The organism is Phenylobacterium sp., from assembly GCF_037189685.1.
GTDB lineage: Bacteria > Pseudomonadota > Alphaproteobacteria > Caulobacterales > Caulobacteraceae > Phenylobacterium.
In genome coordinates, this window is sequence record NZ_JBBCIT010000012.1 from 1 (window position 1) to 14,380 (window position 14,380).

Annotated in this window: 18 protein-coding genes; 7 read left to right on the forward strand and 11 right to left on the reverse strand. The window is 70.6% G+C overall.

Features of this window, described 5'->3' with window-relative positions; all coding sequences use genetic code 11:
- The 3 genes from WG212_RS08290 to WG212_RS08300 all read left to right on the forward strand — a co-directional run.
- On the forward strand, positions 1-283 hold a 283-nt coding region (locus WG212_RS08290), incomplete at its 5' end, for a hypothetical protein (protein WP_337186619.1).
- A gap of 174 nt (positions 284-457) precedes the next feature.
- Entirely contained in the window at positions 458-820 is a 363-nt protein-coding gene (locus tag WG212_RS08295; RefSeq protein ID WP_337186620.1) for a BlaI/MecI/CopY family transcriptional regulator, read from the forward strand.
- Positions 817-2,016 (forward strand): TonB family protein, encoded by a 1,200-nt coding sequence (locus tag WG212_RS08300; protein WP_337186621.1) that lies wholly within the window; start codon positions 817-819, stop codon positions 2,014-2,016. Before WG212_RS08295 ends, WG212_RS08300 begins: the two co-directional genes overlap by 4 nt.
- 10 nt (positions 2,017-2,026) lie before the next feature.
- Here the strand turns inward: WG212_RS08300 and WG212_RS08305 are convergent, their stop codons facing one another.
- From WG212_RS08305 to lepB, 4 genes are read right to left on the reverse strand one after another with little or no spacing between them, the layout of a single operon-like run.
- A complete protein-coding gene (locus WG212_RS08305) occupies positions 2,027-2,836 on the reverse strand; it encodes an arylamine N-acetyltransferase (RefSeq protein WP_337186622.1) in 810 nt (269 codons plus the stop codon).
- A 50-nt stretch (positions 2,837-2,886) separates the two neighbouring features.
- Entirely contained in the window at positions 2,887-3,825 is a 939-nt protein-coding gene (era, locus tag WG212_RS08310) for a GTPase Era (RefSeq protein WP_337186623.1), read from the reverse strand.
- Positions 3,822-4,538 carry a ribonuclease III gene (gene rnc / locus WG212_RS08315; protein WP_337186624.1) on the reverse strand — a complete coding sequence of 239 codons (717 nt, stop codon included), beginning with the start codon at positions 4,536-4,538 and terminating at the stop codon, positions 3,822-3,824. The genes era and rnc overlap by 4 nt, the downstream gene beginning before the upstream one ends.
- On the reverse strand, positions 4,535-5,317 hold the full coding sequence (gene lepB / locus WG212_RS08320; RefSeq protein WP_337186625.1) for a signal peptidase I: 783 nt from the start codon (positions 5,315-5,317) through the stop codon (positions 4,535-4,537). The genes rnc and lepB overlap by 4 nt, the downstream gene beginning before the upstream one ends.
- A 195-nt stretch (positions 5,318-5,512) precedes the next feature.
- On the opposite strand from lepB, the gene WG212_RS08325 reads away from it, so the two are divergent.
- A complete protein-coding gene (locus tag WG212_RS08325) occupies positions 5,513-6,415 on the forward strand; it encodes an EamA family transporter (protein ID WP_337186626.1) in 903 nt (300 codons plus the stop codon).
- Between the two features lie 18 nt (positions 6,416-6,433).
- Here the strand turns inward: WG212_RS08325 and acpS are convergent, their stop codons facing one another.
- Genes acpS through pyrE form a run of 3 tightly spaced genes read right to left on the reverse strand, consistent with a single transcriptional unit; the run spans position 6,434 to position 8,234 of the window.
- Positions 6,434-6,862 carry a holo-ACP synthase gene (gene acpS, locus WG212_RS08330; RefSeq protein WP_337186627.1) on the reverse strand — a complete coding sequence of 143 codons (429 nt, stop codon included), beginning with the start codon at positions 6,860-6,862 and terminating at the stop codon, positions 6,434-6,436.
- A gap of 10 nt (positions 6,863-6,872) precedes the next feature.
- Positions 6,873-7,631, reverse strand: coding sequence for a pyridoxine 5'-phosphate synthase (locus WG212_RS08335; protein ID WP_337186628.1), 759 nt, complete (start codon positions 7,629-7,631; stop codon positions 6,873-6,875).
- Between the two features lie 18 nt (positions 7,632-7,649).
- Positions 7,650-8,234 carry an orotate phosphoribosyltransferase gene (gene pyrE, locus WG212_RS08340; protein ID WP_337186629.1) on the reverse strand — a complete coding sequence of 195 codons (585 nt, stop codon included), beginning with the start codon at positions 8,232-8,234 and terminating at the stop codon, positions 7,650-7,652.
- A gap of 113 nt (positions 8,235-8,347) precedes the next feature.
- Between pyrE and WG212_RS08345 the strand changes: the two genes are divergently transcribed.
- On the forward strand, positions 8,348-9,367 hold the full coding sequence (locus WG212_RS08345; RefSeq protein ID WP_337186630.1) for a hypothetical protein: 1,020 nt from the start codon (positions 8,348-8,350) through the stop codon (positions 9,365-9,367).
- Between the two features lie 57 nt (positions 9,368-9,424).
- The gene (locus WG212_RS08350; protein WP_337186631.1) at positions 9,425-9,829 is read left to right on the forward strand and encodes a hypothetical protein; all 405 of its coding nucleotides are present in this window, start codon (positions 9,425-9,427) and stop codon (positions 9,827-9,829) included.
- 64 nt (positions 9,830-9,893) lie between these two features.
- Here WG212_RS08350 and WG212_RS08355 read toward each other — a convergent pair whose 3' ends face one another.
- The 4 genes from WG212_RS08355 to folK all read right to left on the reverse strand — a co-directional run bounded on the left by WG212_RS08355 (position 9,894) and on the right by folK (position 13,665).
- Positions 9,894-12,101, reverse strand: coding sequence for a bifunctional (p)ppGpp synthetase/guanosine-3',5'-bis(diphosphate) 3'-pyrophosphohydrolase (locus WG212_RS08355; RefSeq protein WP_337186632.1), 2,208 nt, complete (start codon positions 12,099-12,101; stop codon positions 9,894-9,896).
- Between the two features lie 101 nt (positions 12,102-12,202).
- Complete coding sequence (rpoZ, locus tag WG212_RS08360; RefSeq protein ID WP_293379851.1) at positions 12,203-12,562, reverse strand: DNA-directed RNA polymerase subunit omega; 360 nt, start codon at positions 12,560-12,562, stop codon at positions 12,203-12,205.
- A gap of 104 nt (positions 12,563-12,666) precedes the next feature.
- A complete protein-coding gene (locus WG212_RS08365; protein ID WP_337186633.1) occupies positions 12,667-13,083 on the reverse strand; it encodes a YciI family protein in 417 nt (138 codons plus the stop codon).
- Positions 13,084-13,185: 102 nt separating this feature from the next.
- Entirely contained in the window at positions 13,186-13,665 is a 480-nt protein-coding gene (gene folK, locus WG212_RS08370) for a 2-amino-4-hydroxy-6-hydroxymethyldihydropteridine diphosphokinase (protein WP_337186634.1), read from the reverse strand.
- Positions 13,666-13,714: 49 nt separating this feature from the next.
- On the opposite strand from folK, the gene WG212_RS08375 reads away from it, so the two are divergent.
- Positions 13,715-14,308 (forward strand): NYN domain-containing protein, encoded by a 594-nt coding sequence (locus WG212_RS08375; protein ID WP_337186635.1) that lies wholly within the window; start codon positions 13,715-13,717, stop codon positions 14,306-14,308.
- Positions 14,309-14,380: the final 72 nt, after the last annotated feature.

The window sequence follows — 14,380 nt, forward strand, 5'->3', positions numbered from 1 at the left end:
CGACCCGAAAGGCGGCCCCGAAGGCAACGGCGACCTCATCGAAGGCGAGGCCCGCGAGGTTTCGCCGTCCGAACCCCAGCCGCCGCAGGCGCCCGAACATCCCCCTCAGTCGGTCCACGGATGCACACCGATCCCCACGGACGGCGCCGACGCCCCTATCCGTGTGTCTCCGTGTGCATCCGTGGACCGTGCGGAGCACGAGCCGGTCTCACCCCCCAGCCCCGACCCCTTCGCCCACTGGCCCAGGCGCATCGTCCCGGACCACCCCTTCAACTCGAGCTGAAGCCCCAGCCGCCTCGCCCAGGCCGCCACCTCCCCCACCGGGGAAGGGGAACCATGCGCAGCATGGTGGAGGGAGGCCCCGCTCCACACACAGCCCGAACTCCCTTCCACAAGACCCGTTGACGCCATCGTTTACTCATGTAATCAGTACGAAACGATTACGGATGTAAACCTCATGAAGATCAGTCCGGCCGAAGCGGTGGTGATGGAGGTGCTGTGGCGGGCCAGCCCGCGCACGGCCGAGGCGGTCTTCGCCGAGGTGGGCGGCCCCCAGCGCTGGACCGAGGCCACGGTGAAGACCCTCATCAACCGGCTTCTCAAGAAAAAGGCCGTGGCCGCCGAGCGCGACGGCCGACGCTATCTCTACCGGCCCGTCCTCGAGCGCGCCGCCTACCTGCGCGGCGAGAGCCAGAGCCTCCTGGACCGGTTGTTCGACGGCCGGCTGGCCCCGCTGGTCAGCCATCTGTCCCAGTCCCGCGCCCTCTCGCCCGAGGACGTGGCCGATCTGAAGCGCCTGATTCAGGAGATGGACGAATGAGCGCCGACGCCCTGGCTCTCCTGGCGCGCGTGAACATCGTGGGCGCCGTCGCGGTCCTGCTGGTGCTGGGCCTGCGCGCACCTGTCCGCCGCGCCTTCGGGTCTCAGGCCGCCTACCTCCTGTGGGTCCTGGTCCCGGCCGTCGCCCTGGCCGCGCTCCTGCCCCGACCCGAGAGCACGACGATCCTCGACCCCGTCATCCTGGCCGCGTCGGACGCCACGTCCCGCGCCGTTCCGGCCGACGCCAGGGAGCGGGCGGCCGATCTCCTTTTCGCCGCCTGGCTTGTCGGCGCCGGCGGTCTCGCCGCCGTGTTCACGGCCCAGCAGGCGCGATACGCCGCCGGTCTGGGCCGCCTGATCCCCGACGGTCCCAGGCGGCTTCGGTCCGACCGGATCGGCGCCGGCCCTGCGGTGGTGGGGGCGCTGCGCCCACGGATCGTCATGCCGGCCGACTTCGAGGACCGGTTCGACGCCGGCGAGCGCGAGGTCGTGCTGGCCCACGAAGAAGCGCACCTGGCGCGCGGCGATGCGGTGGTCAATCTCGCCGCGACTGTCCTGCTGTGCCTGTGCTGGTTCAACCCGCTGGCGCACCTTGCGGCGCGACGCCTGCGCATGGACCAGGAACTGGCCTGCGACGCCGAAGTGGTCGCGCGCTTTCCGTCCGCCCGGCGCGCCTACGCCGCCGCCCTTCTCAAGACCCAGCTCTCGACACAGCCCCTGCCCCTCGGCTGCCACTGGCCGCCGGCGGCCGAACATCCCCTGAAGGAGCGCATCACCATGCTGACCCTCGCCCAACCCGGCCCACGGGCCCGCGCCGCCGGGCTCGCCGTCGTCTCGCTCGCGGCCCTGGCCGCCGGCGCCGCCGCCTGGGCCGCGCAGCCGGCCACCCAGCCCGTCATGGTGGCAGCCCCCGTCTGGACCTCGCGGCCCGACGGCGAGGACGTGTCGAGGGTCTATCCGACGCAGGCCCGTGCACAGGGCCTGGACGGCCGGGCGATCGTCACGTGCCGGGTGGCCGGGGACGGCCGGCTCGAGCGCTGCAACCTGACGGCCGAGGCGCCGCTGGGCGCGGGCTTCGGCCAGGCCGCGCTGACGCTGACCGGACGCTTCCGGATGGCCCCCGTGGACCGCAAGGGCCAGCCGACCGCGGGCGGCGAGATCCGCATCCCCATCCTGTTCCGCGCCCCGGCGGCCTGACCGGCGCCTCTCAGGCCCCGGTCGCGACCGCCCGCTCGATGAAGCCCCGCCAGGCCGGTTCGACCGGGAGGCCGAAGACGTCGCGCAGCGTCCGCTCCATCCCCTCGGCGTCCAGCCGGGTCTGGACCGGCGCGCCCGCGCGGGGGCGGACGGTGAGGCGGTTGAACAGGAGGCCGTAGCGCGCTTCGTCCCGCGTCGTCGCCACCATCAGGGTCGAGCGGAAGTGCGACGTGGGATGGGTGGCGGTGAACCAGTTGGCCATCTCGTAGTCGCGCGGCACGCAGGGGACCATCGAGAGGTCGTAGGCCGGGACCCAGCCCGCCTCGCGCCGGACCTCCTGGGCGAAGCCGCCCGGGATGGCGACCAGGCGATAGGTGTCGTGGCCGGTCGGCTGCTCGGCGTCGGCGACCAGCCGTAGCGGCGCGGTGAGGACGCAGCTCCCGAAGCCCACGTCCACGAGCCAGTCCTCGCCCTCGGCCGTGACCTTCAGCACCTGGTGGGTCCGCGGCTGGACCGGCGCGTCCGGCGGCGCGTTCCACCGCACGCGGGCGGCCAGGCCCTCGACCGCGAAGCCCAGCGCCGTGAGCACCCGGGCGAACAGGCTGTTGTGCTCGAAGCAGTAGCCGCCCCGCCGGCCGTGGATCAGCTTGGCGTCGACCGCCTGGGGCGAGATGTCGATCCCACGGTCCAGCAGGACGTCGATCGCCTCGAACGGAATGGCGGCCGGGTGGAGGCGATGCAGGGCGCGGAGCGTGGCCAGGCTGGCGTCGCGCGGGCCGTCATAGCCGATGCGGGCGAAATAGGCGTCGAGGTCGGTCATGCCCCTTACCTAGGACCCGGCGGCGCGATTGCCAGGGCGGAGGCCGCCGGTCAGGCGTCGAAGTCGAGGCCCATGTCGCCGTAGAAGGCGCGCTTGTCGGCCCAGCGCTCGTCGACCGCGACATGCAGGAAGAGATGGACCGGACGGTCGAGGATCACGCCCAGTTCCTCGCGCGCCTTCTGGCCGATCCACTTCAGGGTCTGGCCGCCCTTGCCCAGGATGATCGGCCGCTGGCTCTCGCGCTCGACATAGATGGTCTGCTCGATGCGCACGCCGCCGTCCTTGCGTTCCTGGAACGCCGTGGTCTCGACCGCGGCCGAGTAGGGCAGCTCGTCGTGGACGCGCAGGTACAGCTTCTCCCGCGTGATCTCGGCGGCCAGCAGGCGGGCCGGCAGGTCGGCGGTCTGATCCTCGGGGTAAAGCCACGGCCCCTCGGGCATCAGGGCGGCCAGGCGGGCGCGCAGGTCCTCGACGCCCGAGCCGGTGACGGCCGAGATCATGAAGACCTCGGCGTAGGCGCCGGTGTCGAACAGGCGCTGCGAGAGCGCCAGCAGGTCCTCGCGCTTCACCTGGTCGACCTTGTTGAGGGCCAGGATCGCCGGGCGTCCGGCGGCCTTCAGCCCGGTCACGATGGCCTCGACGTCGGCGGCCGAGCGGCGGTCGGCGGGGCGGCCCTCGGGGCCGGCCGCGGCGATCTCGGCCGGAGCGTCCACCAGGTGGACCACGGCGTCGGCGTCCTCGGCTCCGCCCCAGGCGGCCCGCACCATCGCCCGGTCCAGGCGGCGGCGCGGCTGGAAGATGCCGGGGGTGTCCACCAGCACGATCTGGGCCTCGCCCGCCAGCGCCACGCCGCGCACGGGAAAGCGGGTGGTCTGGACCTTCTGGGTGACGATCGAGACCTTGGCGCCCACCAGCCGGTTGGTGAGCGTGGACTTGCCGGCGTTGGGCGCGCCGATGATGGCGGCGAAGCCGGCGCGGGTCGTGCTCATTCGTGGCCCTCCCGCCTGATCAGCATGGCCTGCTTGGTCAGCAAAGCGAGGGCGGCGGCCTTCTCGGCCGCCTGGCGCGAACCGCCCTCCCCGCGCTCGGGTTCCAGTCCCTGGACGCGCACCTCGATGGTGAAGACGGGCGCATGGGCGGGGCCTTCGCGGGACACCACGTCATAGGCCGGCAGCGGCAGGCCGCGGCCCTGCACCCACTCCTGGAGCTGGGTCTTGGGGTCCTTGGCGCGCGGGGCGTCCACGTGGGGGAACTCCTCGGCCCAGAAGCGCTCGAAGAAGGCGCGGGCGGTGTCGAGTCCGCCGTCGATGTAGAGGGCCGCGATCAGCGCCTCGCAGGCGTCGCCCAGGACGGCGTCCGACTTGCGCGCGCCCACCTTGGTGGCGCTGGCCGACAGGCGGAGCGCCGCGGGCAGGCCGACGCGCTCCGCGGCGCGGGCGCAGGCGTGATAGTTCACCAGGCTGGCGAGGCGGCGCGACATCTCCCCTTCCCGCGCGTCGGGATCGAGGGCCATCAGCCGCTCGGCCGCGCAGAGGTTGAGGACCCGGTCGCCCAGGAACTCCAGGCGCTCGTTGTGGCGCACCTCGCGCGCGCCGTCGCCGACGCTGGCGTGGGTGAGCGCCCGCTCCAGGAGGTCGCGGTCGGCGAAGGTATGGCCGATGCGGTGTTCGAGCTCCTCGACCGCCGCGGTTCTCGCGTTCATTTCAGGACTTTGAAGAACCGGCTGGGCCGCGCGTCCAGAACCCAGGTCCAGGGCTTGAAGATGGTCGCCTCGGGCTTCCACGAGAGCAGGATGATCTCGGCCTTGCCCACCAGGTGGTCGGCAGGCACGTAGCCCACGCCGTTGAGGGCGGGAGGCACGCGGCTGTCCAGCGAGTTGTCGCGGTTGTCGCCGATGGCGAAGTAGTGGCCCTCGGGCACGATGTAGACGTCGGTCTTGTCGAGGTCGCCGTCCGTCCCGAAGTCCTGGGTCACATAGGTGCGGCCGCCCGGCAGGCGCTCCTGATAGCGGGCGACCTCGCGGATCTGGCCATAGCCGACGTCCGTCCGGACGGGCGACAGCGGCTCGCGCTCGATCAGCTTGTCGTTGATGTAGAGCAGGCCGTCCCGCATCTGGAGGCGGTCGCCCGGCAGGCCCAGGATGCGCTTGACGTAGTCGGTGCGTCCGTCGCTGGGCAGCTTGAAGACGGCGATGTCGCCGCGGTTGACCGGGCGTTCCAGGATGCGGCCCTCGAACAGCGGCGGGCTGAACGGGATCGAGTGCTTGGACCAGCCGTAGCTGTACTTCGAGACGATGATGTAGTCGCCCTCGTACAGGTTGGGCTCCATCGAGGCCGACGGGATCGTGAAGGGCTGGAAGAAGATGACCCGCAGCACCAGCGCGATCAGCAGCGCGTAGACGATCGTCTTCACGATCTCGACCAGCTCCTTGAGGGCGCTGGATTTCTCGGGCGTCTCGACACCCTGCACGTTCTGGCTCATCGACTGTTCCTGATCGCCCCGGCGTGCCGGGACGGCGCCTGCGTATCCGCTCCCTAGCGCATGAGCAAGTTCGGCGCCCGTGAACATTGCGACATCCGGGCCGGCGCCGACGTCGCGACACCCCAGGCCGACCCCGAGCCACGCGGCGGCGACTGGACGGATGACACGACCGCGCGGCGGCCTATGTAGGCGGGCATGAGCCGCGACGCGCTTCCCCCGCTGCACCTCCTGCTGGCCCTGGCGGTCGTCGCCGTCTGGGGGACGAACTTCGTGGTGATCAAGTGGGGGCTGGAGGCCTTCCCGCCCCTCACCTTCGCGGCGCTGCGGTTCACCTTCGCGCTCCTGCCGGCCATCTTCTTCCTGAAGCGGCCCGACGTCCCCTGGCGGAACATGGCGGCCTACGGCGTGCTGATCGGCGTGGGTCAGTTCGGCGTGCTGTACATCGCCATGACCCAGTGGATCTCCCCCGGCCTGGCCAGCCTGGTGGTGCAGGTCCAGGCGTTCTTCACCATCGGTTTCGCCATGCTGCTGGCGGGCGAGCGGGTGCGGACCTACCAGGTCGCAGCCCTGACGCTGGCCGGCGCGGGGCTGGCGTGGCTGCTCACGCACACCGATGGCGACGCGACGCCGCTCGGCCTGGCCCTGGTGCTGTTCGCCGCCCTCGCGTGGGCCGGCGGCAACACGGCGCAACGGGCCGCGGGGCCGATCAACGTGCTGGCCTATGTGGTCTGGGCGAGCCTGTTCTCGGCCCCTCCGCTCATCGCCTTGGCCCTTGCGCTGGAAGGCTGGCCGGCCGTGTCCCGGTCGATCGCCCATGCCGACTGGGCCGCCTGGGCCGCCGTCGCCTGGCAGTCGGTGGGAAACACGATCTTCGGCTATTCGGCGTGGGCGTGGCTGCTGGCGCGGCATCCGGCGGCGTCGATCGCCCCTCTGGCCCTGCTGGTGCCGGTGTTCGGCATGGGGGCTTCGGCGTGGCTGCTGGGCGAGAGCCTGGCGTCCTGGAAGCTGACGGCCGCGGCGCTGGTGCTGGGCGGATTGGCGCTGAACACGCTGTGGCCGCGGTTCGCCGCGCTGCGGGGCGCACGGACGGCGCCCTGAGCGGCGGAGGCGCCGGGCTCAGACCTGACGCAGCCCCGCCGGGTCCTGGACCGCCGGCACGGCCTCGATGATCACGAAGGCCTGGGCGTAGGGATGATCGTCGGTGAGCGACAGGTGAATCACCGCCGTCATGCCCGGGGGGGTGATCTGCCGGAGGCGCGCCAGGGCGCCGCCGGTGAGCGCCATCGTCGGCTGGCCCGAGCGCATGTTGACCACGCCCATGTCGCGCCAGAACACGCCCCTGCGGATGCCGGTGCCGAGCGCCTTGGCGCAGGCCTCCTTGGCGGCGAAACGCTTGGCGTAGCTGGCGGCGGCGTCGGCCTTGCGGTCGGAGCGCGTCCGCTCGATCTCGGTGAACACCCGCTGGCGGAAGCGGTCGCCGAAGCGGTCCAGCGACGCCTGGATGCGGCGGATGTCGGAGAGGTCGGAGCCGATGCCGAGGATCATCTGACGCCCGTCACGCGGCCGCCGAGGCCCGCGCCTCGTCCATGAGGGCGCGCATGCGCTGGATCGCGGGACCCAGCCCGATGAAGATCGCCTCGCCGATCAGGAAATGGCCGATGTTGAGCTCCGCCACCTCGGGGATCGCGGCGATGGGCTTGACGGTCTCGTAGTCGATGCCGTGGCCGGCGTGGACCTCCAGGCCGAGTTCGGCGGCGCGGGCGGCGGCGGCGCGGAGGTTTCCCAGCAGGGCCTCGGCGTGGGGCCGGCGTTCGCGCACGGCCTCGCAGTACGCGCCGGTATGGAGTTCGACCACCTGGGCGCCGACGCCCTTCGCGGCCGCCACCTGGGCCTCGTCCGCGTCGATGAACAGGGACACCCGGATGCCCGCATCCGCCAGCCGGCGCACGGCGGGCGCGATCGCGTTCTGGCCGCGCAGCACATTCAGGCCGCCCTCGGTGGTCACCTCTTCGCGACGCTCGGGCACGAGGCAGGCGGCGTGCGGCCGGTGGGCCAGCGCGATGGCCTCCATCTCGGGCGTCACCGCGCACTCGAAGTTGAGCGGGCGGCCGCGCCGGCGGCAGATGACGGCAAGCTGGTCGATGTCGGCGTCGGAGATGTGGCGGCGGTCCTCGCGCAGGTGGGCGGTGATCCCGTCGGCGCCGGCCGCCAGGGCGACCTCGGCCGCCCGTACGGGATCGGGATAGCCCTCGCCACGCGCGTTGCGCACGGTGGCCACGTGGTCGATGTTGACGCCCAGTCTCAGCCGCGACACGCGCTCACCCCCTGTTGCTCATCCCCGCAGCCGCTTCGAGCCCGGCTCCTCGGCCGGGATGGCGGCCAGGTCCGGCGGAATCTCGTCGGGGGCGTAGGAGGGCACGTCCACGGTCGCCAGCGCCACCAGCGGCCAGCCCACGTCGGCCCTGCCGCCCGAGCGATCGACGATGCAGGCGCAGCACAGGACGACGCCGCCCGCGGCCTCGACCGGCTCGACCGCCTCGCGGAACGAACCGCCGGTGGTGATGACGTCCTCGACCACCACCACCTTGGCGCCGGGCGCGATGGTGAAGGCGCGGCGCAGGCGGAAGCGGCCGTCCTCGCGCTCGACATAGATCGACGGCACGCCGAGGGCCCGGGCCACTTCGTAGCCAGGGATGATGGCGCCCACGGCCGGGGCCACGATCACGTCGGGCTTGCCGAACCGCGCCACGATCCGGTCGGCCAGCGCCCGGCACAGACGCTCGGTGCGGTCCGCGTACTGGAAGACCAGGTTCTTCTGCAGGAACATCGGCGAATGCCGCCCGGAGGCCAGGATGAAGTGGCCCTCGCGCAGGGCGCCGGCGCCGCGGAACTCTTCGAGGACGTCGTCTGTGTTCATGAGGCGCTCCCTTACACCGGCTCGCGCGCATTTGTCGCGCCGCTCGGCGGGCCGGATCGAAACCTCGCCTTAGGAAGCGCCGTTTAGTCTTCGGGCGAGACACGGGGAACAGGTTGGCCAAAGACGCCGCATCACGCACGCCGGCCGCGAAGCCGAGCGCCCTGCCCGAAGGGTTTCCCGAGGGCCTGAAGCCGCGCCTGCGCCTGTTCTTCAGCGTCGACCTGGAGGGGGCGACCCACTACAAGCAGTCACACAACACCTGGCGGCCGGAAATCCTTCGCTTCTACAGGGACTTCGACCTGATCCTTCAGAGCGAATTCCATGCCTTCGCCTCGAACTACGCCGGGCCGCTGAAAGCTCCGGAGTACTGGAAGAGCAACGGCGACGAGCTGCTCTACACCTGCGAGCTGACCAGCCTCAGCCACGCCTATGCGCTGATGCACGTCTGGATCTGGTCGCTGCATCGCTACCAGCTCCAGCGCGAGCCGGGCGCGGAGCACCTGGAAGCCAAGTCCACAGCCTGGATCGGCCTCTTCCCCACCCCCAACGCCGAGGTGTTCTTCCGGCGCGGCGGCGCGGTGGTGGACAGCGACCTGTCGCGCGACGCCATCATCGTACAGTCCGAACTGCGCGACGAATGGTACGCCAATCCGTCGAACGCCTCGATCACCCGTGAATTCGTGGGCCCGTCGATCGACACGGGATTCCGCCTCACCTCCTGGGCGACGCCGCACCAGCTCATCCTGTCGGTGGACCTCGCGTTCCTGCTCACCAGCGGCGAGCCCGAAGGGATCGGGCCGCTCACGCTGCGCCTGTCGGGCAAGCAGAAGCTGAAGGGGGTCATAGACGACCAGCCGTATCCGACCCTCTGGATTCCCGTGGGCGGCCTGGGCCTGGCGCGCAGCGCCGGCGGGCCGGTGGTGACCGACCGGGCCGAGATCCGCTCGGCCTGCGAGGCGGTGATCGAGCAGAACTACCAGTCGATCACGCCGCTGTTCCTGGACGACCGGCAGGACGGCTACGACTGGGCGCCGCCGTACATCCTCAAGCGCATCCTGGCGCTGTGGGAGGACGAGCAGCGCCACGTCCGCGGGGCGTCCAGGACGTCGCCCTCCGAGAGCGACGCGGCCTGATCGGCGGTTGAAGCCGCCTCCGAATTCGCCCAACCTTTCAGCGACCCGGGGGAGTTCATGCGCGCCATATTGATCGCCAGCGCCCTGCTGACCGCATCCACAGCCGCAGCGCAGCCTGCGGCGGGGCCGACGGAGATCGCCGACGGGTTCTTTCGCGCGCTACAGGCCGGCGATGTGGACGGCGCCTACAAGGGTATCTGGGGAAGCTCCATCATGGAGCGCAAACGGATGGAGGTGGAGAACCTCGTCGCCCAGAACGCCAACACGCTACGGCTGTACGGGAAGATCTCGGGCTGGGAGCTGATTTCCGACGAGCCGGTGGGCGGAAGTTTCAGCGAACGAGTCTACATCCTGAAGACGGCGTCACTGCCGCTGTTCTACAAGTTTCAGTTCTACCGGCCCGAAGCGCACTGGACGGTCACCAACCTGCACTTCACGGACACCTACAAGAACATCAAGTAGGCCAAGAACATCGGATGGACCGGACGCCGGCGGGGCCGGATCGTCTATGGGCCTTCCGAAGGCCTCAGCCCTTCGCCCGCTCGACGTCTTCCACGCTGGGATTGGCCCGAAGCGCGGCCGAGATGTGGGTCAGGTGGCGGGCGTCGGTGACCTCGACGTCGAAGTCCACGCCGAAGAAGTCGCTCTGGCGGTGGTGCATCCGCAGGCCCACGATATTGCCGCCCGCTTCGCCGATCACCGTGCAGACCTGGCCCAACACCCCCGGCGCATTCTTGATCGTCGCGGTCAGGCGCGCGCGGGCCACGGTGTTGCGCTCGGCCTCGGGCGTCCATTGCAGGTCGCGCCAGAGCTCCTCGCGGTCCTCGTAGTGGGCGAGCGTCTGGCAATCGATGGTGTGGACCGTCAGGCCACGGCCGTCGGCCTCGATGATGCCGACGATGCGGTCGCCCGGCACCGGCGAGCAGCATTCCCCGAAGTGGATCGAGACCCCCGGCGTCAGGCCGCCGCCGCGGACATAGAGCCGCGCACCGGCGCCTGCCTCGATCCGCCGCCGCGCCGTGGCCGCCTCGCGCTCGTCGGCCCGCAGGCCGGGGAACACCGTCTCCAGCACCTGCCCCGGCGTGGCGCGGCCTCGACCGACCGCCTCGAACAGGTCGTCGTCGCTGGCGACCGCGAAGCGGTCGAAGGCGGGGCGCAGCGAGACGTCCTTGCGCGACTTGCCGGCGGCCTCGAAGGTCTGGTCCACCGTGGCCCGGCCCAGGCGGACGAACTCGTCCCGCTCGGTCTGGCGGATGTGGCGGCGGATGGCGCTGCGCGCGCGGCCGGTGACGGTGAGCGAGCGCCAGTCGGGCGGAACCACGGGCTTGCCGCCGCGGATGACCTCGACCACGTCGCCGTTGGCCAGGGCCGTGCGCAGCGGCTTCAGCTCGCCGTTGATCTTCACCCCGATGGTGGTGTCGCCGATATCGGTGTGGACGGCGTAGGCGAAGTCCAGCGGCATGGCCCCGCGCGGCAGGCTGACGAGCTGGCCCTTGGGCGTGAAGACGAACACCTGATCGAGGAACATCTCGAGCTTGGCGTGCTCGACCAGCTCCTCGGCGTCGCCGCCGTGCTCCAGCACCTGGACGAGGTGGCGCAGGTTGACCAGCGGGTCGCGGCCGCCGGCGGCCTTCTGGTGTTCGGCGTCGAAGCCGTAGGACTCGTTCTTGTAGCGCCAGTGGGCGGCAACGCCCTCTTCCGCCACCCGGTCCATCGCCTCGGTCCGGATCTGCATTTCGATGCGCATGCCGCGATAGCCCACCACGGTGGTGTGCAGGGAGCGGTAGTTGTTGCGCTTGGGCGTGGAGATGAAGTCCTTGAACCGCTCGGGCACCGAGGGCCAGGCACGGTGGATCACCCCCAGGGCCCGGTAGCAGTCGTCCTCGTTCTCCACGATGACCCGGAAGGCGTAGATGTCGGAGAGCTGGGAGAAGCCGATCGACTTGCGCTGAAGCTTCCGCCAGATCGAATAGGCGTGCTTCTCGCGGCCGAAGACCCGCGCCGGGATGCCGGCGGTGTCGAGACGGGCGGCGATCTCCTGGCTGACCAGCGAGACGGCCCCGCCCTGTTCATGGCGCAGCGTCTCCAGCCGGCGCAGGATGGCGTTGCGGGCTACCGGGTTCAGATGCGCGAACGCCAGTTCCTCCAGTTCCTCGCAGATGCGATGGACGCCGATGGAACGGGCCAGGGGGCCGTAGATGTCGAGGGTCTCGCGGGCGATCCGCTCGCGCTTGGCGGCCTGCTTGATGAAGTGCAGGGTCCGCATGTTGTGCAGCCGATCGGCCAGCTTGACCAGGAGGACGCGGACGTCCTTGGAGATGGCCAGGATGAACTTCCGGAGGTTCTCGGCCTGGCGCAGGTGCTCCTGGCTCAGTTCCAGCTTGGAGAGCTTGGTGACGCCTTCGACCAGTTCGGCGACCTCGGCCCCGAACAATTCCGCCACCTGCTCGCGGGTGGCGTCGGTGTCCTCGATGACGTCGTGCAGGAGCGCGGTGACGATCGTCTCGGTGTCGAGCCGGTAGTCGGTGAGGATGCCCGCCACCTCGATGGGGTGGGCGAAGTAGGGGTCGCCGGAGGCGCGCTTCTGCGAGCCGTGCTGGCGCATGGCGTAGACATAGGCCCGATTGAGGATCGCCTCGTCCGCGGTCGGGTCGTAGGAGCGGACCTTCTCGATCAGCTCGAACTGGCGAAGCATGCGCGGCCGCACGACCCCGGGGACGACCGGGGCCGGCATGGAGGCGTCCTTGGGCGCCGCCTCTTTTACGGGTGCGTCATTCGGCGGGGCGGCGGGCTGTATCGCCGCCTCTTGGATCAGCGGTTCTGCGCCTTCGGGGCTCAGTACCGCTCCTCCTGGCCGCCGTCGCGGTCGCTCTGCAGGGCGCGGACCAGCTCGAGTTCGCTCATCTGCATGTGGGTGGGATCGGCCAGCAGGGCCAGCGTCTCAGCCTCTTCCTCGGCTTCCGAACGCTCGTCGACGCGCTGGAGCGTGCCGATGAGGGTTTCCTTCAGCTCCTCGGCGTCGACGACGTCCTCGGCGATCTCGCGCAGGGCCACGACCGGGTTCTTGTCGTTGTCGCGGTCGACCAGGAGCGCCGAGCCGGCCGAGATGGCGCGGGCGCGATGCGCCGACAGCAGCACGAGGCTGAAGCGGTTCGGGACCTTCTCGATGCAGTCTTCGACGGTGACGCGAGCCATGAAATCTCTCAGGAGCGGGGAGGCAGACCCGTGAAAATAGAGGTTCGGGCCGATTTGTGCAACGCCGCAACGGTCGCAGGGCGCCGCCCTCCCCCGTCCCGGCGTCAGCCCTTGGCCATGATCCGCTCGGCGTCGGCCTTCAACCCGGGCGAGAAGGCGTCGCCGAAGTCCTCGATCTCGTAGAGCGGACGGATCTCCAGCTCGACCTCGCCGTTCGCGTCGAGGGTCGGCCAGCGCCTGGCCCACACGAGCACCGCCTCCAGAGACTCGGCCTCGACCAGGGTATAGCCGGCGACGATCTCCTTGGTTTCGGTGAACGGCCCGTCGGTGACGAACGGCTTGCCCTTGCGGAACTTCACCTTCGCGCCGGCCGCCGTGGGTTTCAGCCCGTCGCCCCCCAGGATCTTGAGGTGACGCCCCATCTCCTCGTGGTGGGCCATCATCGCCTCGGCGAGTTCGCGGCTGGGCGGCGTCCCGGCCTCGGTCTCGGCGTCGCCCTTGCGGATGATCATGAAGCGCATCGGTCAGTCCTCCATTGCGGCCGCCGGCATGGCGCCGCCTTGGCGCAGGACGGAACGGCGCGCGCGGAGCCGACATTTCCGGCCTGCGAGTCTCCGCATCCCTCAAGCGACGGGCGCGGCGTCCGTTCCCACGGTCGCGGCTGCGGCCAGGTCGGCGGCGGTGCGGCCCAGCACGGGATGACGCCACGCCGGCGCGATCCCGGCCAGCGGTCCCATGACGAACAGGCGCTCGTGCGCGCGGGGATGAGGCAGCGACAGCCCCGGCCCGTCCAAGATGCGACGGCCGTGGGCGATCAGGTCGAGGTCCAGGGTGCGGGCGGCGTTCCGCCCGGCCCGCTCCCGGCCCATGTCGGCTTCCAGCCGCAGGAGCGCCGCAAGCACTTCGGCCGGCCCGGCGCCCGCCTCGACAAGCGCGACGCCGTTGCGGTACTCAGGGCCATTCAGATCGGGCCAGGCGGCCGACCGCCACCAGCCGGACCTTTCAAGGATTTTCAGACCGACCGACGGGAAGCGCGCCAGGGCCTCCTCCAGCAGGGCTTCGGACGAGCCATAGGCTCCCGCGAGATTGCTGCCGAGCGCCACGACGACGACCTCGTCCAGGTCCCGACATTTTCGGGAGATGTGCGTAGCGATGACCTTCTACCCCACGGACCGGCTGGCCCTGTTCATCGACGGCGCCAACCTCTACTCGACGGCCAAGAACCTGGGCTTCGACATCGACTATCGGAAGCTGCTGGAGGAGTTCAAGAAGCGCAGCGTCCTGGTCCGGGCCTACTACTACACCGCCCTCGTCGAGAACGAGGAATACTCGCCGATCCGCCCGCTGGTCGACTGGCTGGACTACAACGGCTACCGCCTGGTGACCAAGGCGGCGCGCGAGTACGTGGACGCCAACGGCCGCAAGCGCTTCCGCGGCGACATGGACGTCGAGATCGCCGTCGACATGATGGAGATGGCCGAGCACGTCGACCACATGGTGCTGTTCTCGGGCGACGGCGACTTCCGCAAGCTGGTGGAGGCCGTGCAGCGCCGGGGCAGCCGGGTGACGGTGGTCTCGACCGTGAAGTCGCAGCCGCCGATGGTCAGCGACGACCTGCGGCGCCAGGCGGACAGCTTCGTGGACCTGACCGACCTGTCCGACCTGATCGGCCGCCCGGCGCGCCTGCCCAAGTTCCTGTCCGAAAGCCGCGCCGCGCACGCCCGGGCGTCCGATGACGAAGAATAGGGCCCTCCTCCCCATGAAGGGCGGGGCGATTGCATATGGCGCAGGCCGTGTAGCGATCCTGGCCTCCGGGGC

What these genes read in the sequence shown, in the direction of transcription:
- WG212_RS08305 (WP_337186622.1), bottom strand. Translation starts at nt 2,836, where the DNA reads ATGACCGACCTCGACGCCTATTTCGCCCGCATCGGCTATGACGGCCCG.
- WG212_RS08365 (WP_337186633.1), bottom strand. Translation starts at nt 13,083, where the DNA reads ATGCGCTTCATGATCATCCGCAAGGGCGACGCCGAGACCGAGGCCGGG.
- pyrE (WP_337186629.1), bottom strand. Translation starts at nt 8,234, where the DNA reads ATGAACACAGACGACGTCCTCGAAGAGTTCCGCGGCGCCGGCGCCCTG.
- lepB (WP_337186625.1), bottom strand. Translation starts at nt 5,317, where the DNA reads ATGAGCCAGAACGTGCAGGGTGTCGAGACGCCCGAGAAATCCAGCGCC.
- WG212_RS08295 (WP_337186620.1), top strand. Translation starts at nt 458, where the DNA reads ATGAAGATCAGTCCGGCCGAAGCGGTGGTGATGGAGGTGCTGTGGCGG.
- rnc (WP_337186624.1), bottom strand. Translation starts at nt 4,538, where the DNA reads ATGAACGCGAGAACCGCGGCGGTCGAGGAGCTCGAACACCGCATCGGC.
- rpoZ (WP_293379851.1), bottom strand. Translation starts at nt 12,562, where the DNA reads ATGGCTCGCGTCACCGTCGAAGACTGCATCGAGAAGGTCCCGAACCGC.
- acpS (WP_337186627.1), bottom strand. Translation starts at nt 6,862, where the DNA reads ATGATCCTCGGCATCGGCTCCGACCTCTCCGACATCCGCCGCATCCAG.
- WG212_RS08325 (WP_337186626.1), top strand. Translation starts at nt 5,513, where the DNA reads ATGAGCCGCGACGCGCTTCCCCCGCTGCACCTCCTGCTGGCCCTGGCG.
- era (WP_337186623.1), bottom strand. Translation starts at nt 3,825, where the DNA reads ATGAGCACGACCCGCGCCGGCTTCGCCGCCATCATCGGCGCGCCCAAC.
- WG212_RS08300 (WP_337186621.1), top strand. Translation starts at nt 817, where the DNA reads ATGAGCGCCGACGCCCTGGCTCTCCTGGCGCGCGTGAACATCGTGGGC.
- WG212_RS08375 (WP_337186635.1), top strand. Translation starts at nt 13,715, where the DNA reads ATGACCTTCTACCCCACGGACCGGCTGGCCCTGTTCATCGACGGCGCC.
- WG212_RS08355 (WP_337186632.1), bottom strand. Translation starts at nt 12,101, where the DNA reads ATGCCGGCCCCGGTCGTCCCCGGGGTCGTGCGGCCGCGCATGCTTCGC.
- WG212_RS08350 (WP_337186631.1), top strand. Translation starts at nt 9,425, where the DNA reads ATGCGCGCCATATTGATCGCCAGCGCCCTGCTGACCGCATCCACAGCC.